This window comes from Kaistia adipata DSM 17808 (assembly GCF_000423225.1).
GTDB lineage: Bacteria > Pseudomonadota > Alphaproteobacteria > Rhizobiales > Kaistiaceae > Kaistia > Kaistia adipata.
Map to the genome: position 1 here is coordinate 193,962 of NZ_AUHO01000010.1, position 25,544 is coordinate 219,505.

Consider the following 25,544-nt stretch of genomic DNA (forward strand, 5'->3'; position numbering starts at 1 on the left):
GCGGAAATTCTGGCTCCGGCGAGGCGTCTGGGGCAGTTCTCTGCCGCAGAGGAATGCTTCCCGAACGAAATGGACGCAAAGACAACTTTCCGGACCCCGGGATAGCGACCTCCGTGAAAGGAGGCGATATCGTCAGTATATCGAATGACGTCTTAACAATTCATCATCTACACGAAGTATGTGAGGAATATTCCTCATATATGTCTGATCAGTTCGGAATAGAAATCTGATTTCTATTGCTATGATGGAGGCGTAATTGGGAGATGTATTCCGTACATCGAGCATGATCCCCGAAGGGAAGGCGCGGCGTCGCATCCTCGTCGCCGGTGGCGCGGGCTTCCTCGGGTCGCATCTGTGCGAACGACTTCTGCGCGAAGGCAACTCCGTCGTCTGCGTCGATAATTTCTCGACCGGGCGTATGGAGAACCTGCGCGGCCTGCTGCGCACCGACGGTTTCACGGTCATCCGCCACGACATCGTCGATCCGCTCGACCTGCCGGTGGACGAGATCTTCAACCTGGCGTGCCCGGCCTCGCCGCCGCATTACCAGGCCGACCCGATCCATACGATGAAGACGAGCGTCATCGGCTCGCTCAATCTGCTGGAACTGGCGGTACGGCACGGCGCGCGCATCTTCCAGGCTTCCACGTCCGAGGTCTATGGCGATCCGCACGTGCATCCGCAGCCGGAGGGCTATTGGGGCAACGTCAATTCCTTCGGCCCGCGCGCCTGCTACGACGAGGGCAAGCGCTCGGCCGAGACCCTGTTCCACGATTTCCACGAGCGCCACGGCGTCGATATCCGCATCGTCCGCATCTTCAACACCTACGGACCGCGCATGCGCGCCGACGATGGCCGCGTCGTCTCCAACTTCATCGTCCAGGCGCTGAAGGGCGAGGACATCACGGTCTATGGCGACGGCTCGCAGACGCGCTCCTTCTGCTATGTCGACGATCTGATCGAGGGGTTCCACCGGCTCATGTATCGCCGGCCGGCGATCCACACGCCGGTCAACATCGGCAATCCGGGCGAGTTCACCGTGCGCGCGCTCGCCGAGCAAATCATCCGCATGACGGGCTCGTCGTCGAAGATCGTCCATCTTCCGCTGCCGACCGACGATCCGCGCCAGCGCCGGCCCGACATCACCGTGGCCCGGCGCGAGCTCGGCTGGTCGCCCGACATCGCCCTGGTCGACGGGCTGAAGTCGACCATCGCCTATTTCGAAGGCCAGCTGCCCCGCTCGGTCGGGGTACTCGCAGAGGTATCGTGATGAGCAGGCAATCCGTCCTCGTGGTCGGTGGCGCGGGCTTCATTGGCAGCCATACGGCCAAGCTGCTCTCCCAGCAGGGCTATCTCCCGGTCGTCTACGACAATCTGTCGACGGGCGATGCCGCGGCGGTCCGCTGGGGGCCGCTGGTCGAGGGCGACATCCTCGACACGGAGCGGCTGATCACGACCATCGAGCTGTTCGATCCGATCGCGGTCATCCATTTCGCCGCCTCCGCCTATGTCGGGGAGTCGGTCGAGAACCCGGCTAAGTATTATCGCAACAACGTCAACGGCACGCAGTCCCTGCTGGAGGCTTGCCGCCGGGCCGGTGCGCGGCCCGTCATCTTCTCGTCGAGCTGCGCCACCTATGGCGTGCCGGATCACCTGCCGATCCGCGAGGGCGAGGCCCAGCACCCGATCAATCCCTATGGCCGGACCAAGCTGATCGCCGAGCAGATGCTGGCCGACTATGCGGCCGCCTATGGCATTCGCTACGTGTCGCTGCGCTATTTCAATGCCTGCGGCGCGGATATCGAGGGTGAGATCGGCGAAGCGCATGATCCCGAGACTCATCTGATCCCGCGCGCCATGCTGGCGGCGGCGCGGTCGATCGACGTCCTCGAAGTCTATGGCGACGATTACGAGACTCCGGACGGCACCTGCATCCGGGATTATATCCACGTCACCGACCTGGCGCGCGCCCATGTGCTGGCGGTCGAGCACCTGGTCCGGGACGGCGGCAACCTCGCCGTCAATCTCGGCACCGGACACGGCACGTCGATCAAGGAAATCCTCGACGCCATCGGCCGCGTCACGGGCCGCGAGGTTCCGGTTGCGCTGCGCCCGCGCCGGGCCGGCGATCCGCCGATCCTCTATGCCGATCCGGCGTTGGCGGCGGAGACGCTGGGCTTCCGGGCGCTGCATTCGGACCTCGACACGATCATCCGCACGGCGGCGCCGTTCTTCGGGCTCGAGGTGCGGTCATGAAGACGCCCCGCGTCGCTCCGGCGGCCGTAACGGACGAGCCGCTCCTGGTGCCGATCTTCACCAGCCGCAAACGCGTCGAGTATGTCGGCGGCGCTTTTCTCTGGCTGTTGGCCCTCGGCTATTTTTGGCAGTGGTGGCTCTTCACCGCCGTCCATACGCATCTCGTCGGCTCGATCTTGATTTCTGCCGTCCTGGCCTGGATCACCGTCCTGCCGGTCTACTTCATCTGGATTTTCTACCATGCGCGCCGGCCGCATGGGCCGCTCCGTATTCCGGCCGGCAGCCGGGTCGCCATGGTCGTCACCAAGGCGCCGTCCGAGCCCTTTCCGGTCGTCGCCGAGACGCTCCTGGCGATGCTGGCGCAAGATGTCCCGCATGATACCTGGCTCGCCGATGAGGATCCGTCGCCGGAGACGCTCGCCTGGTGTGCCGAGCATGGCGTGTTCGTCTCGACCCGCAAGGGTCGCGCCGACTATCACCAGAAGACCTGGCCGCGTCGCACGCGCTGCAAGGAAGGCAACCTTGCCTTCTTCTACGATACCTATGGCTACGAGCGTTACGACTTCGTCGCCCAGCTCGACGCCGACCACGTGCCGGAGCCCGGCTATCTCTACAACATGCTGCGCCCCTTCGCGGACCCGGCGATTGGCTACGTCTCCGCACCGAGCATCTGCGACCGCAACGCGTCGGAAAGCTGGTCGGCCCGTGGGCGGCTCTATGTCGAGGCCAGCATGCACGGCGCGCTGCAGGCCGGCTACAATGGTGGCTATGCCCCCCTCTGCATCGGCTCGCACTATGCGGTGCGTACGGCTGCGTTGAAGGAAATCGGCGGCCTTGGGCCCGAGCTCGCCGAGGATCACTCGACGACGCTTTTCATGAACGCGCATGGCTGGCGCGGCGTGCATGCCCTCGACGCTATTGCGCATGGCGACGGGCCGCGCACCTTCGCCGACCTGGTCACGCAGGAATTCCAGTGGTCGCGCAGCCTGGTGATGATCCTGCTGCAGTATTCGCCGGGATTGGTGAAGAAGCTTCCGCCTCGTCTGCGGTTCCAGTTCCTGTTCTCGCAGCTTTGGTATCCGCTCAATGCGCTGTGCATGACGATTGCGTTCCTGCTGCCGCCTGTGGTGCTGGTCTACAACGAGAATTTTGTCAACGTCACCTATCCGGACTTCCTGATCCATTTCCTGCCGCAGTCCATCGTCATGGTGATGCTGGCGTTCTGGTGGCGGTCGAGCCGGACTTATCGTCCCGTCGACGGCAAGATCTTCAGCTGGGAAGCGACGCTCTTTCTGCTGGCACGCTGGCCATGGGCTCTGGCGGGAACGATCGCTGCGGTTCGCGATTGGCTGACCGGCTCGTTCGTCGACTTTCGCGTTACGCCGAAGGGCACGTCCGAGGTCGATCCACTGCCGTTCCGGGTGCTCGCGCCTTATGTGATCATCGCGCTGATCTCGGTCCTTCCCGTCCTGCTCGTGTCGGACGCCGACGAGACGCGTGGCTTCTATGTCTTCGCGATCGTCAATGCCAGCCTCTATCTGCTGCTGATGACGGTGATCGTGCTGCGACATGGCCGTGAGAACGCGGTCCGGGTGCGCAGCCGTTTCTACCGGCCGGCTCTGGCGAGCAGTCTCGTCACTCTCTGCGCGGTGGTCAGCATCGCCACCGCCGAGCGCGGTCGGGACGGCATCGTGGCACTGACCTGGGGCACCAAGAGCTTCTCGATCTTCGATGATCGCTTCTCGGTGTCCGGCGCGGGCATCGGCGGACGTCAGATTCACAAGACAGTTTTCAATCCGCGTTGGCGCGGCGAAATCACCAGTGGCCAACACTAGCAGGGAGGCACGGCTGAACATGAAAATCGCAGTCATCGGAACCGGTTATGTCGGACTGGTCAGCGGCACCTGCTTCGCCGCCTGGGGGCACGAGGTGGTCTGTGTCGACAAGGACGCGCAGAAGATCGCCGGCCTCAAGCGCGCGATCCTGCCGATCTACGAGCCCGGCCTGGACGAGCTGGTCGAAGAGAACACGGCGCTGGGGCGGCTGGCCTTCACCTGCAACCTCGCCGAGGCGCTGAAGGGCGCGGCCGTCGTGCTGATCGCGGTCGGAACGCCGGCCCGCGCCGGCCATGGCGACGCGGACCTCTCCTTCGTCTATATGGCGGCGCGCGAACTGGCGCCGCATCTCGAAATGGGCGCGGTTGTCACCGTCAAGTCGACCGTGCCGGTCGGCACGGGCGATGTCGTCGAGAAGATCATCGGCTCCATCCGGCCGGCGGGGAGCTTCTCGGTCGCCTCCAATCCGGAATTCCTGCGCGAGGGCGTCGCGATCCGCGATTTCCTCGAGCCGGACCGGGTGGTGATCGGCGTCGAGGACGAACGCGCTCGCAAGGCCCTGATGGAGCTCTACGGTCCGCCGCTCGAGACGCGCGGCACGCCCATCGTCGTCACGCGCCGCCGCACCTCCGAACTGATCAAGTATGCCGCCAACGCCTTCCTGGCGACCAAGATCACCTTCATCAACGAACTCGCCGATCTCTGCGAGGAAGTTGGCAGCGATGTCGGCGAACTGGCGCTCGGCATGGGGCTCGACAAGCGCATCGGCGCGAGCTTCCTGAATGCCGGTCCCGGCTATGGCGGCTCCTGCTTCCCGAAGGACACGCTGGCGCTTCTGCGCACGGCGCAGGACCATGGCGTGGCGCTGCGGCTGGTCGAGGAGACCGTTACCGCCAACGAGGCACGCAAGCGCCGCATGGCGCTCAAGGTGATGGACGCGCTGGACGGGGATGTCGAGGGCGCCACGATCGCGGTGCTGGGCCTGACCTTCAAGCCCGATACGGACGATATGCGCGACGCGCCGTCGGTGCCGTTGATCGAGACGCTGCAGCGCTTCGGCGCCCGCATCCGCGCCTATGATCCGGTCGGGACGGAGAATGCGAGCCGCATGCTGTCGGATGTCGAGTTCTGCCAGGACGCCTATGAATGCGTCCGCGACGCCGATGCGGTGGTGGTCGTGACGGAATGGGACAGCATCCGCAGGCTCGACCTCGCCCGCGTCAAGCGGGCCATGCGCCAGGCGGTTCTGGTCGATCTCCGGAACGCGTTCTCGCGCGGCGCGGCCGAGGAACTCGGTTTTCGCGTTTCCGCCATTGGCCGGCCGGCGTCCGCGCCGGCGCGCCAGGAGATGCGCGGCCATTTCGGACTGCAGGCGGGTGAAGTCCGTTCGCATGCAGGGCAGGGGGGCGACAGCCAGGCCAAGGGTGGGAGGTTCGAATGAGAGAATGGAATTCTGAAGCAGGCCGGGCCGTCGCCCGGCTGAGGGCAGCGGCCCTTGCGGTCGTGGCAGCGGTGGCTGTCGCGGGTCCGGTTGCCGCCGCCACCGCTTCAGTGGTGGAGGGTGAACCGCCCGCTGGGAGCGCCGTCATGTCGGCCGCCGAGCTCTACGCGCTCTATCAAGACAAGAGCTGGCAATGGCAGAGCGGCGCGGGGCGCATGGACAGCACGGATCGCCGTTTCACCGCTTGGGTCGACGGTGAGAAGGGCAAGTCCTGGGCCGAGGGGCGGTGGCTCGTCACCGACGGTGGCAGGATGTGCATCAAGGCGGACTGGCACAGCGGCCAGGAAGTCTTCCCGGCCCGGACCTGCTTCGTCCACCGCATCGACGGCGGGACAATCTACCAGAAGAAGGAGCCGGACGGGCAGTGGTACGTCTTCCGCCACGCCCAGATTCGCGACGACGACGAGGCGAACAAGCTGGTGTCTGCGGATCTCGTTTCCGGACGGCTGGACGAATGGATGCCGGCGCGGCTCAAGGCCCGCCCGGCGGTGAAGCAACAAGCCAAGAAGTGAGACGGCTATGAAATCACGATACGTGGTGGCTGCAGCCCTGCTGTGCGGGGCGTTCTTCTCCGGCGCGGTCTACGCGGCGAGCGGCGCTTCGGGCGCCAATGTCGACAACCGCAGCCAGTTCCAGGACAAGCGTCCGGTGATCACCGCCCAGTCGCTGGTCGCCGGCGCCTATGACCCGCATGGCGACTATGCCAATGACCCGAACTCCAAGATCGAGCATCTCTTCCTGCCCTGGGAGGATGTCGATCTGGAGAGCCTGTCCATGGCGGACGCCTATGCCCGCGAGCGCGGGCGGTCCTTGCTCATCAGCGTCGAGCCGTGGTCATGGGCCCGCGACTGGCGCGTTGCGCCGGATGATCTGCTCAATGGCATCCTGGCGGGGCGCTACGATGCCAACATGGCGGCCGTCTGCTCCAAGGCCGCGCAGCTGAAGAGCCCAGTCACCATTCGCTGGGCCCAGGAAATGGACGACAAGACCGGCCAGTTCACCTGGTCCTACTGGAAGCCGGAGGGCTACATCAAGGCCTACCGGCATGTGGTGGATGTCTGCCGCAAGTACTTGCCTTCGGCTCAATACATGTGGTCGCCGAAGGGCGACGAAGACCTGCAGGCCTTCTATCCTGGTGACGATTATGTCGACACGATCGGCCTGTCCGTCTTCGGCTATCAGCCCTACGACCAGCTGACCGTCGGGCGCGACACAACCTTTGTCGAGCGGACCAAACCGGGCTACGACCGGGTCAAGGGTTTCGGCAAGCCAATCGTCATCGCCGAACTCGGTTATGAGGGCAAGGACGACTATGTCCGCGCCTGGGCCCTGGAGGCCAACCGGCCTCACACCGAATTCCCGGACCTGACGGCCGTGGTCTACTTCAACGACCGCGAGGTCTATCCCTGGCCGAGGGATGTGGGGCGCCCGGATTGGCAGGTCGCCAATCACCCGCTGGATTGGCCGACCAACTGACCCGCTGGAGCGGCTTCAGCCGATTGGCCCAGGGGCCGCTCCGTATCCCTGTTCGCCGGTGCATCCGTCTTGTGACGCAATCCGCCGGATGCGATGCACCTTCAACGAGAGGAAGCAACAGTGTCTCCGATCCGTTTCACTATTGCGAGTATTGCGAGCGCGGCGTTGACCGTTCTCGTCGCGACGGGCGCCAATGCGGCTCCCAAGTCGGAAGCCGCCGTCAAGATGGCCGCAGCGGCAGCCGCAGCGACGCCAATGAGTGTGCCGGCGCTCGAAGCGCTCTATTCGGGCAAGACGTGGAAGTGGAAGGATGGCGGCGGGTATTTCTCCGCCGACCGCCACCGCTTCACTGCCTGGTCGGAGAAGGGCAACGCCTGGTCCTATGGCAAGGGCCGCTGGACGGCGAGCCATGGTGGCAAGGTCTGCCTTCAGGCTCGATGGCACTACCGAACCGGATACGGCAACAACAGCGCCTGCTTCCTGCATCGCGAGAAGGATGGCGTGATCTATCAGAAGCCGGCGCTCGGCGGCGAATGGTACGTCTTCCGCCACAATCCCGTGCGCCCCGGCGACGAGATCCGCAAGCTGGTGCCTGGTGATCGGGTCGGAAAGAACCTGGCTCGCCTGGAGGCTCAGCGCTGACCGCCCAGACGCTCGCGGGGCATCCTGAAAACGACAGTCCGGGAGCGGTCAACCGCTCCCGGACTGTTTCATTGCGTATGGGAAGACTGGTGATCCGGCGGGATGGGCCCGGTCGTTCAGAAGATGCCACGCGAATGGCAGCGCGACTTCTGTCCGAAGCCGCTCGGTGTGCACACCAGCGAACTGCCGCGTGCATAGTCCGCGGCGGAGATTGTTACGACCTGCGCCTTGCCGACCTTGTTGTAGCGGACTTCGCCATTGACCCGGTACTTGACGAGATAGACCGTCCGGGTGTCGTCCTTCTTCTTGCGGGTCTCCTTGGCCTCGGCTGCGGCCTGCCATGTCATCGACGTCGCCAGTCCGATCGCGACCACCGCCACCCATTTCAGGCTCTTCCGGCGGGCATTGCAAAACAGTTCATTGCGTCTCACGGGATTGCCTCCTGGCTCTTGATCCGGAAGACGTCTTATCGGCAACCCGCTAACACTCTGGCCGAGAAATTCCGACACTTTTCTTCAATTTTGCGGGGTACTAGGCGGCCGCTACGGCCGGGCAAGACGTCAGCCCATGGACTGCCGCCTTCAAACAAGCATGATTTTCTGATCGACGCCGAACAAGGAAATCCATGCGACGTAGTATAATAAGTTCGCCATATTTACATAAACCCGGACTGCGCTAGTTCCTTGAAATCAGGAGGCTTCTGTATTTATTCTATGGCGTTGACTTGATGGGTGGTGTCGTGGCGTCGGACGGGTCCGGTAACAGCTCCTCGCAGTCCGAGTTCGTCGAACGTCGGCGCCAGCCACGTGTGCCGCTCGTTCCGTTGGCCGACGATCCGAGTCAATCCTCCGCTGTCGTTCCGTTCTGCTTCACCACCAAACATCTTGGTGCGTCCCAGCAGTTCAAGGCTTGGCAGGACTATCTGGCGCCGGTGTTCGACGTGCGCCTACCGCCCGATATCGGTGTCGGCGACGGGTTTCCGGTCGAGCAGGCGGCCTGGAATCTCGGCGGTATCCTGCTGGTGCAGCAGACCGCGCCGGCGTTCAGTTTCGAGCGATCCCGCGACCAGGTTCGCTTCAGCCCGATCGACCACTGGCAGATCACCTTCTTGCGCGCCGGCCGAAGCTGGACGGCTGTCGGCGAACTCGTCGCGGAGAACAGTCCCGGAATGGTCGAGATCCGATCGCTCGGCCAGCCGTTCCGCGGACGGGCGACGGCGACGGAATCCGTCACCCTGATCGTGCCGGTCGACCAGTTCGCATCGCGCGGTGGCCTGCCCGAGGCCAGTCAGCACGTGGTTCTGAGTGGCCACCGTGTCCGGATGCTGATCGACTTCGTGACCAGTGTGGAAGGCAGCCTCGGAAAGCTGACGCAGGAAGGGCTCGCCAGCGTGAGGGGCAGCCTGCTGGAGATGGTGTTCGACACGGTCTCCCATCTGGTGGGCACGCGCCGCGATCCGGATCAGGTTTCCAATCTCGGCCTGATGACCCGTGCGCGTCGGTACATCCAAAGCCACCTGACCTCGGAGGAGCTGACGGCGGACGCCCTCAGCCGGGAACTGGCGATCTCCCGCACGCGGCTCTACGAGCTCTTCGAAAGCTCCGGTGGCGTGCTGCGATATATCCGCGAACGTCGCCTGGTCGCGGCGCACGCCATGCTGGCGGATGTTTCGGGCACGCGGAAGATCGCCGATATCGCGACGCTTTTCGGCTTCGACTCCGCCGCCAATTTCAGCCGCGCCTTCACGCAGCAGTTCGGCTACAGCCCGAGCAGCGTGCGCCGGCTGCCGCACGGGCCCGGCGCGCCTGCGGATGCTCGCTCGGATCCGCAGCGGCCGGCGAGCTTCGAGACGTTGCTGCTGACGCTTCATCCGTTCTGACTTCCCGTCTCTCGGTACCTGCATGGGGCCAAGTCGGCGCGGCCGCGCGTCGGCGCCGGCTTTGCGGCTTGACCGGCGGCGAGGCAACGCGCAATGAGGCCTCCCGGATCGGAAAACTGCGGAGACAAGGATGTCCGAAAAGACCGAAGCCGAGCTCGATACCGAGTTCGAGGATTTCGAAGGCGACCACTTCAAGGTCACCATTACCGTCGACGTGATCGCCGGCAATCGGACCGAGGCGGCGATGCTCGCCTACTGGTCGCTCAGCGACGAGCTTCCCGACACGTTCGAGGTGACGGACGAGGCCGGGGTCTCCGAAGAGATCACCCTGACGGACGAGCAGATGGAAGAAGCGCTCGCGGACGAACTCGCCCTCGACGTCGTCTGAGGTCGTTCCGTTCAAGACGGGTCCCGGGACAGCGCCTCGGGAAACCGTCTTCGCAAGTCTGGCGGCTGGCGAGCTCCGCAAGGACGTTCGCCGGCCGCTTTCATTTCGGCCGCCACTTGGCTTGCCGCCACTCGGCCGGCCCGATGGCCAGGGCCGCGCCGCGTCCGGAACCGTCGGCCCAGGACGCAACCGCTTTGAGAGCGCCGGACGAGGCGTTTCGAGCACCCTCCCGGCCAAGCATCCCGGAGGGTACGTCGTCGTCCAGGAGGATGCGTCTGGCGATCGCGGACGGCGCCTGCTTGGCCTTTGGCGGTACTGTCGGCGGTCATCGGTTGCCGGCTCGCCGACGAGGCCGCGTCTTCCAGCCACTCGCCTTCCTCGAGCTTCGACGCGTTTGGGGCGACCATCCCTGTGCCGGATGCGTGGGGGATCTATGCCTTGCCATCCCCGGCGAATGCCGCTCCGCTGCGTCGCAGCACCTCCCGCGCAAGCGCAGCCAGGGTTCGACGCACCGGTATACTGGCGATCTCGACGTCACCTTGACATGGTTGCTGGCGTTGCTAGGATCATAAAATGAAACGTGAGTTTACTAGATGAAATCACCGACGGACAACGACCGATATTCAATCCGCGCCGTCGATCGGGCGATCGACGTGATCCAGTGCCTGGCGGCGCGCGAGGAGGCGTTGACCGCCGACGACATCACGGCTGCGACGGGCCTGCCGAAGAGCACGGTGTTCCGCGTGCTGGCGACGCTGGTCGGCCGCGGCTTCCTGGAGCGCGACGACGACCGCCAGACGTTCAGCTTCGGCACGCTGGCGCTGCTGGTCGGGGTGCGGGCGCTGGGCAATCTCGACGTCCGGCGCGTCGCCCGGCCGTTTATCGAGCAGTTGACCGACGCCACGGGCGAAACGGTCCACCTCTCGGTGCTGAACGAACAATCGGCGCTCTGCATCGACAAGATCGACAGCAAGCGCTCGGTGCGCATGTCGTCCTTCGTCGGTTTCCGCGACCCGCTGCATTGCAGCGGCGTCGGCAAGACGCTGCTGGCCTTCCAGGACGAGGAAGCGCGCGAGGCGCTGATCGCCCGGATCGGATTCGAGAAGCATACCGATCGCACGATCACCGAGCCGGCGGCGCTGCGCGCGCATCTGCGCGAGATCGTGGCGCAGGGCTATGCGGTGGACCGCGAGGAGATCGAGGAGGGCCTGTCCTGCGTGGCGGCGCCGATCCGTGACCATACCGGCGAGGTCATCGCCGCCATCAGCAATTCGGGGCCGACCTATCGCCTCGACGAGGCCGCCATCCAGGACCTCATTCCAATCGTTCTCGCCCACGCCAGCCGGATTTCCACCGCGCTTGGATATCTTCCGAGGAAGTCTGCCCGATGATCATCGACGTCCACACACATACGCCTCAGTTCCGCGATCGCGTTCCCGCCGACAAGCTGGTGATGAACACCACCTGGCGGCCGGATCGGGCGGTGGCGGCCAACTACAGCTGGAACGAGTACATGGCGGCGCAGGCGCCGGTGGACAAATCCATCGTCTTCGGCATCGCCTGGGAGCCGGGCGAGCGCGTCGGCGGCACCAACGGATTTGGCGATGTCGGCGACGTGGCCGACGGCGTCAACGATTCCACTGCCGCCTTCGTGCGGGCGTTCCCCGACCGGCTGATCGGCTTCATGGCCGTGCATCCCTATGACCGCAAGGTCATGGACGAGATGGAGCGCAGCCGGACCGACCTCGGCCTTCGCGGCGTCAAGCTCGGCGCCAACTACCAGATCTTCGATCCGCTCGAGAGCCGGGCGCTGGCGATCTACCAATATGCCGAGAAGCACGGCCTGCCGGTGCTCTTCCACATCGGCACCTCCGGCGTGCGCATGGCGCCGATCGTCTCCGCCCATCCGCTCGTCATCGACGAGGTCGCCATGCGCTACCCGGATCTCAAGATCATCATGGCCCATATGGGCCACCCCTGGACGGTGGATACGGCCGTGGTGGTGCGCAAGCATCCCAACGTCTTCACCGACATCTCCGGCCTGTTCTACCGCCCCTATACTTTCTACGAGGCGATGATCAAGGCGACCGAGTGGAACATCCTCGACAAGGTGCTGTTCGGCTCGGATTTCCCCATCGCCACGCCCGCCGAGACCCTGGCCGGCCTGCGCAACGTCAATGCCATCCTCGAGGGCACCAGCCTGCCGCGCGTTCCCGCCGATCGGATCGAACAGATCATCCATCGCGATAGCCTGGCTCTGCTCGGCCTGAACTGAAACCACAGGATCCGTATATTTCCATGAACTTCCAGAAATCCGCCGAGACCTATGAGCGTGCCACCCGCGTGATCCCGGGCGGCGTCAACTCCGCCACGCGTCGCCTGGCGCGCCCGATGGCGTGGGAATGGGCCGAGGGCGCCTATATCCGCGACGTCGACGGCAACACCTTCCTCGACTATCACGCGGCGTTCGGGCCGATCGTCCTCGGCCACAAGCATCCGGGCGTCACCGCCGCCGTCGCCGAGGCCATCGAGGGCCTCGACATGGTCGGCGTCGGCGTTACCGAACGCGAGATCCAGCTCGCCGAGAAGGTCGTCGAGCATGTTCCGTCGGCGGAGATGGTGCTGACCTTCTCGACCGGTTCGGAAGCCACCTACATGGCGGTGCGCCTGGCGCGCGGCGTCACCGGCCGCACCAAGCTGATCAAGTTCCAGGGTACGTTCCACGGCTGGCACGACTACCTGCTGATGAACATCATCACGCCGGCCGAGAAGATCGGCCAGAAGGATCCGGGCTGCGCCGGCCAGCTCGCCGACGCCGTCGAGAACACGCTGATCTGCCGCTTCAACGACCTCGATTCCGTCGAGCAGGCGATCGCGGCCAATCCCGGCGAGATCGCCGCGATCTTCCTCGAGGCCATTCCGCACAATATCGGCTGCGTGCTGCCGACCCAGGCCTTCGTCGAGGGGCTGCGCCAGCTCTGCGACGCGCATGGCATCATCCTGGTGTTCGACGAGGTCATCACCGGCTTCCGCCATGGCCTCGGCGGCTATCAGGCCAAGCTCGGCGTCACCCCCGACATCACCACCATGGCCAAGGCGATCGCCAATGGCTACCCGTGCGCCGTGATCGCCGGCCGGCGCGACCTGATGATTCAGTTCTCGACCGCGCCCGGCGGCAAGGTCTTCGTCGGCGGCACCTATAATGGCCATCCGGTCGGCTCGGCCGCGGCGCTCGCCACCATCGCCGCGATGGAAGACGGCTCGGTGCACGAGCATCTGTTCGCGCTCGGCGAGCATGCCCGCAACGGCATCCAGGCGATCGCCGATCGCCTCGGCGTCCAGATGACGGTGGGCGGTTATGGCTCGGTGTTCACACCCTACTTCATGGACGGCCCGATCGACCACTACGAGGACCTGCTGCGCAACGACAACGCCAAGGACGTGGCGTTCCGCTCGGCCATGGTCGACCAGGGCATCTTCATGCTGCCCATGGCGCTGAAGCGCAATCACATCAGCGCGGCCCACACCATGGACGATGTCGAACGCACGCTCGATGTCGCCGAAACGGTTCTCAAGACCTTGCGCTAGAGCCGGACCCTGGGGGAGGGGAAGGGCGCGCCGGCTCGGCCGTGCCGATCGGGCGCGCCCCTTGTCGCGGCGGCCTGTCGCTCACGCCGGCTGCAGGCGCGCCACCCAGGACGACACGTCGTCGCCGCTGCTCATGTCCGGCTGCACCAGCCCGTCGATCATGAAGGTCGGCGATACGTGGATGCCGTTCTGGCGGGCATATTTGCAGTGCCATTTGATCTCGCGGTCGAGACCCGGGATCGCGAAGGCCGCCTTGAGCGGCACGCCGCTATAGCCTTCGAGGCGCTCGATGATCTGATGCGGCGTCGCGTCCATGTTCGGGCCGCCGGCATGGTGGGCGAACTCGAATTCTTCCCGATGGTCGGCGACGGATTCCATGACCTTCCTTGCCGTCTCCTTGCCGCCTTCCAGCGTCGAGGCGGCGAGGATGCAGCGCACGACGACGCCGGAATAGAGATGCCAGGGCTGCGAGTGCAGCCTTATGGCGAGGGTGATCTTGTCCCTGCCGGCCTCGGCGAGGAGTGCGTCGAGCTTGCGGAAGGTCCTGACGGAATAGGGGCAAGTGGGCTCGAGGAAGACCTCGAACCGGCGCGGCCCGGTTCCCCAGACGAGAGGGTCGGCGTGCCAGACAGACGCGGTCATGATGTTTCCTTCGGGAAGGGAAAGGCGGGCTGGTAGGGCGGGTCGTCAAGTCAGCTTTTCATCAATGGGCACGCGTGTCGATCCCGTAGCCCCTCGCCGGCCGCGGCGCCGATGCAGCGAACCGGGACATGGCCGTCCAGGTCTGATCGGCCCAGCGCGCGCGCTGCCGGTCAGGCCGGCCGGCGCACGCAGCGGAAGCCGACATGGCTGGTCGAGGTGTCGACCGGCTCGGCATGCCGCGCCGCCGGGCGGTAGCGGCGGCAATAGTTCGGCGCGCAGAGATGCGAGCCGCCCTTCAGCACCTTGCGGGGAATGCGGATCCGCGGCTGGAGCAGATCGTAGCTCGCCTCCACCGGGCCGCCGCGCGGATTCTCCGGCACGCAGCACGCCTTGGGCGCGTCGGCGGGATGGTGCGTCGACCAGAAATCGGCGGTCCATTCCCAGACATTGCCGATCATGTCGTGCAGCCCGTAGCCGTTGGGCGGAAAGACGTGCACTGGCGAGGTGCGTTCATATCCGTCTGTCTTGAGATTTTCCGCCGGGAACTGGCCTTGCCAGGTATTGGCCATCTGGCGACCGTCCGGGTTGAGCTCGTCGCCCCAGGCGAATTCCGCGCCGTCGAGGCCGCCGCGCGCGGCATATTCCCATTCCGCCTCGGTCGGCAGTGTCTTGCCGGCCCAGGCCGCATAGGCCTCGGCGTCGCTATAGGCGACATGGACGACCGGATGGTCGTCGAGCCCCTTGATCGAGCTGCCGGGGCCATAGGGCCTCCGCCAGTTGGCACGGAAGCGGAACGACCACCATTGCGACCAGTCGCGCGTGTCGACGGGACGGTCCGGCGGCGTGAAGACGAGCGAGCCGGCCTTCAGCATGTGCGGCAGGGCGCCCGGATAGTCCTTCGGATCCGGCGGAATCTCGGCGAAGGTGATGTGCCCCGTGGCTTCGACGAAGCGGCGGAACTGCGCGTTCGTCACCGGCGTCGGGTCGATGAAGAAGCCGTCCACGGTGACCCGGTGCGTCGGCTTCTCCTCGGCATAGTGGTCGTCCGATCCCATGCGGAACGTGCCGCCGGGAATGAAGACCATCTCGTCGACCACCGCCGCCGTGGCGTGCGATCCGTCGCGAAGACCATGATTCATGAGCCGGTTCCGCGCGCTGTTGAGGGGAGCGACCTGTTTCGCGATGATCGAAAGGATGGTCGCGTCGCGTAGCGTCACCGAAGAATAGGGGATCGGATCGGCCCGTCAACGGCGGCGTGAGGAAGCGGCGCGAACCGAAGGATCCGCGCCGCAGCTTGCTACTGGCCTCCGCCGGCGTTCTTGAAGGTTTCGGCCATGTTTTCCTGGATCTGGTCGATCGAGAAGCTGGCCGGACGCTGCGCCGGCGGGAACTCCTTGAACGTATCCAGGAACTTCGCGACATAGGCTTGGCCCGCTACCACCAGATAGGCGTGATCGAGCAGCCAGTCGTAGTAGGTGTTCGACGTCACATCGGCCCGCTCATAGGGATCCGAGCGCAGGTCGAACATCTTCGGCACGCGAAGCTTGGTGAAGGGCTCGGCCCAGATGGCGAGGGTCCCGGTCGCGCGTTGCTCGGCGAAGACGAGCTTCCAGTTCTCGTAGCGCAGGCCGACGATCTCGCCGTCGTCGTTCAGGTAGAAGAACGAGTTGCGGGCGCTCTTGTCGGATTGGCCAGTCAGATAGGCAAGCTGGTTGTAGCCGTCGAGGTGGTTCTTGTACGGCTTGCCGCCGATCGTCGTTCCCTTCAGCAGGCGCTCGGTGATGTCGGTATCGCCGGCGGCGGCCATCAGGGTCGGGAACCAGTCCAGACCGGAGAAAATGCCGTTCGCGACCGTGCCCTCCTTGATGTGGCCGGGCCAGCGGATCATCGCCGGGACGCGATAGGCGCCTTCCCAGTTGGTGTTCTTCTCGCTGCGGAACGGGGTGGTGCCCCCGTCCGGCCACGAATTCTGGTGGGGGCCGTTGTCGGTCGTGTAGATGACGATCGTGTTGTCGGCGATGCCCATGTCGTCGAGCGACTTCAGCACCGTGCCGATGACGGCGTCATGCTCGACCATGCCGTCGGCATATTCGGTCATGGCGGTCAGCCCAGGGGGGCTGCGATGTGCGTCGCGGACATGGGTGCGGAAATGCATCCGCGTCGTGTTGAGCCAGGTGAAGAACGGCTTCTTGGCGGCGTGCTGGCGCTGCATGAAGTCGATCGCCGCCGCCGAGGTCTCGTCGTCCACCGTCTCCATGCGCTTGCGCGTCAAGGGGCCGGTGTCCTCGATCTTGCCGTCAGCGGAAGAGCGCAGCACGCCGCGCGGTCCGAATTGCTTGCGGAAGGCAGGGTCACGCGGATAGTTGCGGTTCTCCGGCTCTTCCTCGGCATTCAGGTGATAGAGGTTGCCGAAGAACTCGTCGAAACCGTGCGCGGTCGGCAGGAACTCGTCCTTGTCGCCAAGATGGTTCTTGCCGAACTGGCCCGTCGCGTAGCCCTTGTCCTTCAGGGCAGAGGCGAGCGTGACGTCCGAGGCCTGAAGGCCGAGATCCGCGCCGGGCAGGCCGACCTTGGAAAGACCCGTGCGAAGCGTCGACTGGCCGGTGATAAAGGTCGAGCGACCGGCCGTGCAGCTCTGCTCGGCATAATAGTCGGTGAACTTCATCCCTTCTCTGGCGATGCGGTCGATGTTCGGTGTCTGATACCCCATCAGGCCGAAGCTGTAGGTCGACAGGTTGGTCTGGCCGATATCGTCGCCGAAGATGACGAGGATGTTCGGCTGCGCCTGTCCTGTCGTCGCCGGGGCGTCTTGGGCGAAAGCCGGCGTGAGCGGGCCCAGCAGGCCTGCCCCCACGACGGCAGCGGATGCAATCAGTTTCGGTAGTCGCATAACCTCCTCCTGTGCTTCTGCTTCTGCTGGTTGGTGGTTGGTGGTTGGCGTCGCTTGGAGCCGGAGTGGCCGCGTTCGGGCCATCTCCGGGCGGCGGCGTAGTAGCGGCCATCGCCCGGGGACTGACGCGCTGATCGCCAAACTTGAAGATCTCGCTGACGCCGAAGGTGATCGGGATCCTCCAGTCGCCGGATTCCCAGTCATAGGTCGACTCGGTGGTCAGGATCAGCGAGGTCGTGTCAGGGAAGGTGTAGTTGAGGAACGGCTGGACGAAGGCCTTGCTGTAGTCGTCGCGATCGTCGGGCCCGGCATAGGACCAGATCTGGTTGGCGAGCGCGCCGACGGTCCACCCCCCGGTCTGCTGGAATAGGACCGCGGTCGGCCCCGCGCTCCAGATGCCGTTGCCGAGCTCGCTCTCGGTCGTCGTTGGCCACAGGAAGGCCGGGCCGGCGCCGAACACCCGGCCATTCTTGAGCGCCGGCGCGAGGAAGAAGCTCTGCGTGGCGTCTCCGAGGCCGAAATGGCTGCCATAGCCGGGCGCCAGCTCTCCCTGCTGGATTGTCGGCAGGATGGTGCGGACGACGAGAGTGAGATCCTCGGACAGCGTGAAGGGGATGACGGGCTGCAGGTTGAGCGTGTACTGGCCGGCCTCGCTCGGACCGAGGTAGCAATCGTCGTTGCTCTGGAAGGGCACGCTGATCAGGTCCGCCACCGGATTGGCCAGCCGCTTGGCGAGTTCGGCCTCGTCGGCGGCAGGCGGGACGCCGATGTGCTGCATCAAGTCGACCGCGGCTCCCGGGGCGATCTGATTGGCTTTCCCGTCGGCGACCTCTCCATGCTTCGGGCTCCAGGTTCCGGAAAGCCGCCGATCTGTCGCGCCCGATCCGTTGCGATCCATGGCGTCGCTCTCGAGCCGGTTCTCGATGCCGAACGCGGGGGCACGGCGCATGCTGAAGCCGAGTGGGTTTTCCTCGGCGCCGCCGGCCTGGAGCGGAATCGGGCCTGTGGCGAAGAAGTCGACCCTGGATCCATCGGAGATGCCGATCATGTCGGCGCCCTCGTCCTTGGTCGGCTGAGCGGCACCGATCGCTGCGGGTTCGCACCTCCCGGTTCTGACCGTGGCCTTGCCGTTGTGCCTATCGTTCGACCGGATCCCAGTCGGAGTGCGGGTTGAACGTGCGGACGCCGGGCGCGACCTTGCCGGTGGAGGCGCCGAGATTGCGCTGCCAGACATTGCCGCGCTGGTCGCACAGGAATGTCATGATGCCCGTCTCGCCCCATTTTTCTGGATAGGCGATCAGGGCGAAGCCGGCCAGCATGCGTCCGTTGACGAGGTAGTCATAGGCGCCGCCGGGCGCCGCCGGTCCCTGGCGGGTGAGGATGTGGTAGCGGTAGCCCTGATAGGAGCGGGGCGCGTTCGGGTCGTCGCTGCTGCGCACGGCCGCGGCCACGATCCGGTCGCCGAGCGGGCTGCGATCGGTCGGCGATGCCGGCTCCCAGTAGAGGCCGTCATGCCGGCCGGGCCGGCTGACCAGCCGGCGTGCGAACTGCTGCACCGGCTCGTCGTCATGCAGCGTCCGGAAATATTCGTTCTGCGCGGCGACATAGTCGTCGCAGACGCCGATCGTCACGAGCTCGTTCTGCCCGATCGACATGTCGGCGATCCGCTGCTTGCCGGCGGCGAGGTCGAACGTCCAGCCGTCGGCGGCCTTCTTGAGCGGGATCGGGAACGGCCATTGGTCGGCGCCATAGGTCAGCACCTTGACTCCGTTTTCGCCATCCTCGACGGCGCTGCCCTTGCTCGCGAGTTCCAGGAAATCGGACAGGCGCTGCTTGTCGACGTCCGGGTCACCGGACGCGATCAGTTCCCGGGCGCCCGGACCGAAGATCTTGTCCAGCATGCCCTTTTCGGGTGCCTTCGCCGCGTCGACGAGCGCCGTCGAGGCCGCCTCGGGGGAGGCAAAGACCTCTTGCGCGACGGCGGGCTGGACCGCGAGGGCGACGACACCTGCCATGACGGCGCCAAGCGCCGAGAGAGCCATTTTCTGCATGACCGTTCTCCTCAGCGCCGTCCGCGTCCACCACCGCCGCCACGATGCATCTGCGGGCGTCCGCCGCCGCCGCGATGCATCTGCGGCCGGCCGCCGCCACCGCGATACATCTGCGGGCGGCCGCCGCCGCCGCGCTGAATCTGCTGCCGGCCGCCGGATGGCCGCGCCACGGATTGCCGGCTCGACGAGCCGCGATTCGAGGCCGCCTTGGAGCTCTTGCCGCCCGACTTCGCGTTGCTGAAGGCGGTATTCTTCGCGGGCTTCTTGGTTGCCTGCTTGGCGCCAGAAGCGGGCCTCTGGCCCTTGTTGGCGCTGGCCGTCCGATCCGGCTGGTTGCCCGCATTGGGCCGGTTGCCGACGTCCGGGCGATTGCCGGTGCCGGGCCGCTGGCCGATCTCGGGTCGGTTGCCTGCATTGGGGCGATCGATGCCCGGCCGGTTGCCGGCGCCGGGGCGATTGCCCGCCCCCGGGGCATTCGGCCGGTTGGCGAGGCCGGGCTTGCTGCCCTGGCCGGGACGATAGCGGTCGCCATCCGGCCGCCAGGGCCGCGTGCCGCCGCCGATGTCGACCCTGTCACCGCCGCCGATGTTGATGTCGTTGCCGATGTTGATGTTGCCGTTGCCGGGTCGATAGCCGGGATAGCCCGGCCAGCGGGGCGGATAGACCCAGCCATGCCCCCAGTCCCAGACATTGTCGATGGCGATGCCGACGGCGATGCCGGCGCCGAAGCCGATGATGCCGGCCGCCAGCGCGTCGCCGCTGTCGTAATAGACCGTTTCCGGATCATAGGTCGGCACGTAGATGACGCCCGGGTCCGCCGGCTCGATCGTGACATAATTGGTGCCGCCCTGGTCCTGGACGACGACCTTCTGCTGCGGGGTGGTCTTGAGCGATCCGGCCTTCTGCGCCTCGCGGCGCAGTTCCTGGATCACGGCGGCGACGTCGTCGGGCTGGTTGACGAAGGCGTCGCCAAGATCGGTCGTCATGTCGAGGTCGCCGTTGAGCTTGGCGATGATATCCGGGAAGCGGACCAGGGCCTTGACCGTGGGGTCCCAGTTCTGCCCGTCGGTGCCGGAGAAGTCGCCTTTCGCGACGGCGGACTTGTTCTTGTCGAGCCAGCGCGCCGCCTGGACGATGTCGACGGGATAGGCGCAGGCCGGCAGCAGCTGCGCCAGCAGCGCATCCGGATAGAGCGCGAAGGGGGCCAGCAGCTTGCGCAGCTCTTCCGTGGTGAAGACGTCGGGGGCGGTCTGGGCCGGCGCGGCGGTGGCATCCGGCGGGGCCGCGGCGGTCGTGCCCGCTGGCGCCTGCGCGGCGGGCTGCTCCTGCGCGCGCGAGGGTGTTGCGCTGGTCGCGAGGGACGTCGCTGCGAGCAAGACGAACCCGATCATCCGTATGCCGGCACCATTCGATGAACCAAGCATTTTGATCCCTTTGGTGTGCAGACGCGAGGAGGTGCATCTTATACAACGCTACGGCACCTGACAATTTTCGGGATGGCCGGTTGCAGGAAATATTTGGTCTGATCTTTGAAATATTGAAAATCCTGCTTGGCTCTGCCGAGCGACACGACCGGGCGACGAGGTCGCCCAGGCCGCGAGGGGGCGCGCCCGGCCCAAGACGCGAAGGAAAGCAACGAGCGCGCCGTAACACAATCTTCAACAACGCCGGCGATATCTGGTTAACCAAGCGCTCGGGCAGGTTGTCGCGTGTCCCGGGCGTCCTATGCTGGTCGTGTTTCGGAGTACAGCTGTCTTGATTCGCATTCTGACCGTCGGCGCGCTGACTGGCTCGCTGCTCGTGCCGCTCGTCTTTTCTTCCGTCCATGCCGCGGATGCGCCCGCGAAGCGCAGCGACGGTGTCGATCTCGTCATCGAGCTCGGCGCCGGCGGTCAGGTGCAGCCGCGCTATCCCGGCGCCAGCGACCTGCTCTTCTCGCCTTATCCGATCGTGTCGATGTCCTATCTGCGGCTGCCGGGCCTGTTCGAGCTTGGCGGCGGCCCGAAGACGGCGTTCTCGATCGGGCCGTCGTTCCGCGTCATCGGCGAGCGCGATCCGGCCGATGAGCCCGGCCTCGCCGGCACGCGCAAGCTCGACGCCACGTATGAGGCGGGCATCAAGGCCGGTTACGAGTTCAACTTCGACCCGATCTATGGCGCCGAGGTGATCGGCGAAGTGCGCGGTGCCTTCGGCGAGGCGAGCGGCGTGGTCGGCACCGTCGGCGCTGACGTCATCGCGCGGCCGATGCCGATGCTGGAGCTCCGCCTGGGGCCGCGTGCCAATCTCGCTTCCAGCGACTACATGGGCACGTATTTCTCGGTCTCGCCCGGCGAGAGCGCGGCGAGTGGCGGCCGGCTCGACGCCTATGACGCAGGCGGGGGTCTCTATTCGGTCGGCCTCAAGGCGTCGGCGCGCTACGAGTTCAAGCCGACCTGGTTCCTGAACGCCAATGCCGGCTATGAGCGCTTCGTCGGCGACGCCAAGGATTCGCCGATCGTCGCGTCCGTGGGCGACGCCAACCAGTTCACGTTCGGCGTCGGCCTGTCGAAGCAGTTCTCGCTCGACCTGTTCCGCGACTGAGCGGAATGCCTTGAGGCGGGCGAGGCGCTGCGATAGCCTCGACCCGTCGAAAAAGGAGAGGTCGGTGCGGTTGGCCCGGCCCCCGGCAACGGGTCCTGACCGGCGCATGGACTGTGTTCCATCCGCCCGAGTCCCATGACTTTCAGCGCTCCGGCATGGTGTCGGGGCGGACGAAAGGGAATGGGCAGTATGCAGCAACAGCTTTCCGTCATCACGCTCGGCATCGCCGATCTCGCGCGCTCGAAAGCCTTCTATCGCGACGGCTTCGGCTGGACGCCGGTGTTCGAGAACGACGAGATCGCCTTCTACCAGATGAACGGCTTCGTACTCGGAACCTGGCTCCAGTCGGCGATGGAGGTCGACATGAACCGCGACAGCCTCCGCCGTCCGGGCGCCTTCACGCTCGCCCATAATGTCGCGAGCCAGGCGGCCGTCCAGTCGCTGATGGACAGGCTCGCCGCCGCCGGCGGCAGGGTCCTGCGGGCCGCCGATGCGCCGCCGCATGGCGGCTTCCGGGGCTATGTGGCCGATCCCGACGACCATGCCTGGGAGATCGCCTGGAACCCGGCCTGGGCGATCGACGCGCGGGGCCTCGTGACCTTCGGCCTGTAGGGGATGACCGCTTGACAGGCGCCCCGCCTGCCTGCTCGATCTGAAATCGGAGGGGCATGGCGGCGAGGACTCGTCGCCATGCGGCGCAGCCGGTCGGGCCGGGCGGGACAATCGAGGGAGAGAGACAATGACCATTCGCAGGGGCGCCCTTGTCGGGTGCGGGTTCTTTGCGCGTAATCATCTGAATGCGTGGCGGGAACTCGGCGATCGCGCCCGCATCGTCGCCGTCTGCGACATGGACCGGTCGAAGGCGGAAGCCGCCGCGGCCGATTTCGGCATTCCGGCGGCCTATGACGATTTCGAGCGCATGCTCGACGAGGAGCAGCCGGATTTCGTCGACATCGTCACCACGGCGCCGTCGCATCGCAAGCTGGTCGAGGCCTGCGCCGCGCGTGGCGTCGCCGCCATCGTGCAGAAGCCGCTGGCCCCCGACTGGGCGGATTGCTGCGCGCTGGTCGACGCCATGGACAAGGCCGGTAGGCCCTTGATGGTGCACGAGAATTTTCGCTTCCAAGCGCCGCTCCTGCGCGCCGCCGAGATCGCCCGCTCGGGCGTGCTCGGTGAACCGACCTGGGGCCGCTTCGCCTTCCGCACCGGCTACGACATCTACAAGGGCCAGCCCTATCTGGCTGAGGTCGAGCGCTTCGTCCTGCTCGACATCGGCGTGCATGTGCTGGATGTCGCCCGCGTCTTCATGGGAGAGGCCGACAGCGTCTATTGCCTGGGCCAGGCGATCAAGGAAGGGATCAATGGCGAGGACCAGGCGACGGTGATGATGCGCCACGCCAATGGCGCGGTCAGTGTCTCGGAATGCTCCTATGCGAGCCGCCAGGAACCGGACCTGTTCCCGCAGACGCTGATCCATTTCGAGGGCACGAAGGGCTCGGTCCGCGTCGAGGCGGATTGCCGGCTGGTCGTTACCTCGCCCAAGGGCAATTTCACCGAAATCGCCAAGCCGAAGCCGCTCTCCTGGGGCGGCGAACCCTGGCTGCTGATCCAGGACAGTGTCGTCTCGACCCAGCGCCACTGGCTCGACAGCCTCGATGCCGGCACCGCGCCGGCGACCTCCGGCCACGACAACCTGAACACGTTTGCTCTGGTCGAGGCGGCCTACAAGTCGATCGAGACGGGCGGTCCGGTCAGGCCGGAAACGTTCTGAGGCGGTGCGGGCCTGAGATCCGCGAGGGGCGCCGGGCAGGGTCCGGTCGCAGGGCGGTTATACCACCCTCCCGCGTCATCCCGGCGGAGGCCGGGATCCAGAGACGCCGGCCCGTGGCCAGAAGGACGGGCCGAGGTTTCTTGGCCCGAACCTTCTTGGCCAGTCTCCTTGGCCGGTGTCTATCGGACACCCGGCCTTCGCCAGGGCGACGGTGCCCGACCATTCTGGCGGGGCGCTGGTGGGCTCTCAGCTCACCAGCAGGGCGTCGTCGTCGAGCGTCTCGCCGCCGCGGGCCTTGCGGAACATCTCGATCAGGTCCTCGATCGTCAGGTTCTTGCGGCTTTCGCCGACCACGTCGAGGATCACCTTGCCGCCATGCAGCATCACCGTGCGGCTGCCGTAGTCGAGCGCCTGCCGCATCGAGTGGGTGACCATCATCGTCGTCAGCTTGTGCTTGTCGACGAGCGACTGGGTCAGCTCCATGACGAACTCGGCCATGCCCGGATCGAGCGCCGCCGTATGTTCGTCGAGGAGCAGAACCTCGCTGCCGGAGAGCGTCGCCATGACCAGCGACAGCGCCTGGCGCTGGCCGCCGGAGAGCAGGTCCATGCGGTCATGCATGCGGTTCTCGAGGCCGAGCTTCAGCTCGGCGACGCGGTCGCGGAATTCGTCGCGACGGATGCTGCCGAGCGCCAACCCGAGGCCGCGCCGCCGGCCGCGCGCGGCGGCGAGGGCGAGGTTCTCCTCGATGGTGAGCGCGCCGCAGCTGCCGGTCAGCGGGTCCTGGAAGACGCGCGCGACATACTTCGCGCGGTCGGCCGTGGCGATGCGGGTGACGTCGCGGCCGCCGATGACGACGCGGCCCGAGGTCGGGATGACGTCGCCGGCGAGCACGCCCAGCATGGTCGACTTGCCGGCGCCGTTCGAGCCGATCACCGTGACGAAGGTGCCGGCCTCGATCTTCAGCTCGAGGCCGGAAAGCGCCTGCTTCTCGAGCGGCGTGCCGCGGCCGAAGACGACGGAGAGGTTGGAAAGCTCGATCATGCCGCGGCCCTCCCGCGACGCAGGCGCGGCAGCACGAGGGCGGCGGCGACGAGCACGGCGGTGACAAGGTTCAGGTCGGAGGCCTTGAGGCCGAGAATGTCGCTCGACAGCGCCAGCTGGATGGCAATGCGGTAGAGCACCGAGCCGACCACGCAGCCGATCAGCGCCCAGATGATGAGGCGCGAATGGAACAGCGTCTCGCCGATGATCACCGCGGCAAGGCCGACGACGATGGTGCCGACACCGGAGGTAACGTCAGCGAAGCCGTTGGTCTGGGCGAAGAGCGAGCCGCCGAGCGCGACGAGCGCATTCGAGAGAGCCATGCCGAGATAGATGTGCAGGCTGGTCTTGACGCCCTGGGCGCGGGCCATGCGCGGATTGGCGCCGGTCGCCCGCATGGCGAGGCCGAGATCGCTCGCCAGGAAGCGCCAGACGAGGAAGACGGCGAGGATGGCGAGCACGCCGATGAACAGCGGGCGGACGTAGAAGTCCGGCAGGCCGAGCCCGTAGAAGGGCGTCAGCATCGTGTCCTGGTTGATCAGCGCGACGTTCGGCCGGCCCATGACGCGCAAATTGACCGAGAACAGCGCGATCATCGTCAGGATCGAGGCGAGCAGGTTCAGGATGCGGAACTTGACGTTCAGCGTCGCGGTGACGAGGCCGGCGGCGGCGCCGGCGACCATGGCGACGGCCGTGGCGAGCCACGGATTCCAGCCGGCGATGATCAGCACCGCGGCCACGGCGGCGCCGAGCGGGAACGAGCCGTCGACCGTCAGGTCGGGGAAGTCGAGGATGCGAAAGGCGAGATAGACGCCGATCGCCACGAAGGCGAAGACGAGGCCGAGTTCAACCGCGCCAAGGAAGGCAATTAGGCTCACGAAAGCGGCCTCTCCGGTGGAGCCCGCCGCGTGTCGAACGGGGCAGGGCTCTGTTGTCGTTTGAAATGGCGGACCGCCTGGCGCACCGGCCGGGGATCCGCCTGAAGAAAGGCCCGGCGTTCG

24 protein-coding genes are annotated in these 25,544 nt (G+C 66.0%); 16 read left to right on the forward strand and 8 right to left on the reverse strand.

Features of this window, described 5'->3' with window-relative positions; all coding sequences use genetic code 11:
* Positions 1–283: 283 nt before the first annotated feature.
* From G539_RS0109780 to G539_RS0109810, 7 genes are all read left to right on the forward strand, one after another.
* Positions 284–1,270, forward strand: coding sequence for a UDP-glucuronic acid decarboxylase family protein (locus G539_RS0109780; protein ID WP_035830922.1), 987 nt, complete (start codon positions 284–286; stop codon positions 1,268–1,270).
* A complete protein-coding gene (gene galE, locus G539_RS0109785) occupies positions 1,270–2,256 on the forward strand; it encodes a UDP-glucose 4-epimerase GalE (protein WP_029075038.1) in 987 nt (328 codons plus the stop codon). The genes G539_RS0109780 and galE overlap by 1 nt, the downstream gene beginning before the upstream one ends.
* Positions 2,253–4,091, forward strand: a complete 1,839-nt coding sequence (locus G539_RS0109790) for a glycosyltransferase family 2 protein (protein WP_029075039.1) — start codon at positions 2,253–2,255, stop codon at positions 4,089–4,091. Before galE ends, G539_RS0109790 begins: the two co-directional genes overlap by 4 nt.
* Before the next feature lie 19 nt (positions 4,092–4,110).
* Entirely contained in the window at positions 4,111–5,532 is a 1,422-nt protein-coding gene (locus tag G539_RS24310; protein WP_084639921.1) for a UDP-glucose dehydrogenase family protein, read from the forward strand.
* Positions 5,529–6,104: a DUF995 domain-containing protein gene (locus G539_RS0109800; protein WP_051231260.1), complete on the forward strand. Its 576-nt coding sequence runs from the start codon at positions 5,529–5,531 to the stop codon at positions 6,102–6,104. The genes G539_RS24310 and G539_RS0109800 overlap by 4 nt, the downstream gene beginning before the upstream one ends.
* A 7-nt stretch (positions 6,105–6,111) precedes the next feature.
* The gene (locus tag G539_RS0109805; protein ID WP_029075041.1) at positions 6,112–7,068 is read left to right on the forward strand and encodes a glycoside hydrolase family 26 protein; all 957 of its coding nucleotides are present in this window, start codon (positions 6,112–6,114) and stop codon (positions 7,066–7,068) included.
* A gap of 93 nt (positions 7,069–7,161) precedes the next feature.
* The gene (locus tag G539_RS0109810) at positions 7,162–7,710 is read left to right on the forward strand and encodes a DUF995 domain-containing protein (RefSeq protein ID WP_035830924.1); all 549 of its coding nucleotides are present in this window, start codon (positions 7,162–7,164) and stop codon (positions 7,708–7,710) included.
* Positions 7,711–7,826: 116 nt separating this feature from the next.
* On the opposite strand, the gene G539_RS0109815 is transcribed toward G539_RS0109810, so the two are convergent.
* Entirely contained in the window at positions 7,827–8,057 is a 231-nt protein-coding gene (locus tag G539_RS0109815; RefSeq protein WP_245576865.1) for a hypothetical protein, read from the reverse strand.
* 380 nt (positions 8,058–8,437) lie between these two features.
* Between G539_RS0109815 and G539_RS0109820 the strand changes: the two genes are divergently transcribed.
* The 5 genes from G539_RS0109820 (at position 8,438) to G539_RS0109840 (ending at position 13,565) form a co-directional block, all read left to right on the forward strand.
* A complete protein-coding gene (locus G539_RS0109820; RefSeq protein ID WP_051231261.1) occupies positions 8,438–9,589 on the forward strand; it encodes a helix-turn-helix domain-containing protein in 1,152 nt (383 codons plus the stop codon).
* Positions 9,590–9,719: 130 nt separating this feature from the next.
* Positions 9,720–9,977, forward strand: coding sequence for a hypothetical protein (locus tag G539_RS0109825; RefSeq protein WP_029075045.1), 258 nt, complete (start codon positions 9,720–9,722; stop codon positions 9,975–9,977).
* Between the two features lie 593 nt (positions 9,978–10,570).
* Positions 10,571–11,368 carry an IclR family transcriptional regulator gene (locus G539_RS0109830; protein ID WP_029075046.1) on the forward strand — a complete coding sequence of 266 codons (798 nt, stop codon included), beginning with the start codon at positions 10,571–10,573 and terminating at the stop codon, positions 11,366–11,368.
* Complete coding sequence (locus G539_RS0109835; RefSeq protein ID WP_029075047.1) at positions 11,365–12,252, forward strand: amidohydrolase family protein; 888 nt, start codon at positions 11,365–11,367, stop codon at positions 12,250–12,252. Before G539_RS0109830 ends, G539_RS0109835 begins: the two co-directional genes overlap by 4 nt.
* A 23-nt stretch (positions 12,253–12,275) precedes the next feature.
* Positions 12,276–13,565, forward strand: a complete 1,290-nt coding sequence (locus G539_RS0109840; RefSeq protein WP_029075048.1) for an aspartate aminotransferase family protein — start codon at positions 12,276–12,278, stop codon at positions 13,563–13,565.
* Between the two features lie 81 nt (positions 13,566–13,646).
* On the opposite strand, the gene G539_RS0109845 is transcribed toward G539_RS0109840, so the two are convergent.
* The 3 genes from G539_RS0109845 to G539_RS0109855 all read right to left on the reverse strand — a co-directional run bounded on the left by G539_RS0109845 (position 13,647) and on the right by G539_RS0109855 (position 17,097).
* On the reverse strand, positions 13,647–14,207 hold the full coding sequence (locus G539_RS0109845; protein WP_029075049.1) for a DsbA family protein: 561 nt from the start codon (positions 14,205–14,207) through the stop codon (positions 13,647–13,649).
* 170 nt (positions 14,208–14,377) lie between these two features.
* Positions 14,378–15,346, reverse strand: a complete 969-nt coding sequence (locus tag G539_RS0109850) for a formylglycine-generating enzyme family protein (RefSeq protein WP_029075050.1) — start codon at positions 15,344–15,346, stop codon at positions 14,378–14,380.
* Between the two features lie 158 nt (positions 15,347–15,504).
* Complete coding sequence (locus tag G539_RS0109855) at positions 15,505–17,097, reverse strand: arylsulfatase (RefSeq protein WP_029075051.1); 1,593 nt, start codon at positions 17,095–17,097, stop codon at positions 15,505–15,507.
* Positions 17,098–17,617: 520 nt separating this feature from the next.
* Between G539_RS0109855 and G539_RS27030 the strand changes: the two genes are divergently transcribed.
* Positions 17,618–18,271 (forward strand): hypothetical protein, encoded by a 654-nt coding sequence (locus G539_RS27030; RefSeq protein WP_029075052.1) that lies wholly within the window; start codon positions 17,618–17,620, stop codon positions 18,269–18,271.
* Here the strand turns inward: G539_RS27030 and G539_RS0109865 are convergent.
* Positions 18,234–19,148: a DUF2950 domain-containing protein gene (locus G539_RS0109865; RefSeq protein ID WP_029075053.1), complete on the reverse strand. Its 915-nt coding sequence runs from the start codon at positions 19,146–19,148 to the stop codon at positions 18,234–18,236. The genes G539_RS27030 and G539_RS0109865 overlap by 38 nt on opposite strands.
* A gap of 11 nt (positions 19,149–19,159) precedes the next feature.
* Complete coding sequence (locus G539_RS0109870) at positions 19,160–20,539, reverse strand: DUF3300 domain-containing protein (protein WP_245576850.1); 1,380 nt, start codon at positions 20,537–20,539, stop codon at positions 19,160–19,162.
* A gap of 364 nt (positions 20,540–20,903) precedes the next feature.
* Here G539_RS0109870 and G539_RS0109875 point away from each other — a divergent pair, with 364 nt between their 5' ends.
* The 3 genes from G539_RS0109875 (at position 20,904) to G539_RS0109885 (ending at position 23,499) form a co-directional block, all read left to right on the forward strand.
* Positions 20,904–21,728, forward strand: coding sequence for a MipA/OmpV family protein (locus G539_RS0109875; protein WP_245576851.1), 825 nt, complete (start codon positions 20,904–20,906; stop codon positions 21,726–21,728).
* A 189-nt stretch (positions 21,729–21,917) separates the two neighbouring features.
* Positions 21,918–22,340, forward strand: coding sequence for a VOC family protein (locus tag G539_RS0109880; RefSeq protein WP_029075056.1), 423 nt, complete (start codon positions 21,918–21,920; stop codon positions 22,338–22,340).
* A gap of 127 nt (positions 22,341–22,467) precedes the next feature.
* A complete protein-coding gene (locus G539_RS0109885; protein ID WP_029075057.1) occupies positions 22,468–23,499 on the forward strand; it encodes a Gfo/Idh/MocA family protein in 1,032 nt (343 codons plus the stop codon).
* 246 nt (positions 23,500–23,745) lie between these two features.
* Here the strand turns inward: G539_RS0109885 and G539_RS0109890 are convergent, their stop codons facing one another.
* Complete coding sequence (locus G539_RS0109890; protein WP_029075058.1) at positions 23,746–24,543, reverse strand: ABC transporter ATP-binding protein; 798 nt, start codon at positions 24,541–24,543, stop codon at positions 23,746–23,748.
* Positions 24,540–25,421 (reverse strand): ABC transporter permease, encoded by an 882-nt coding sequence (locus tag G539_RS0109895; RefSeq protein ID WP_029075059.1) that lies wholly within the window; start codon positions 25,419–25,421, stop codon positions 24,540–24,542. The genes G539_RS0109890 and G539_RS0109895 overlap by 4 nt, the downstream gene beginning before the upstream one ends.
* Positions 25,422–25,544: the final 123 nt, after the last annotated feature.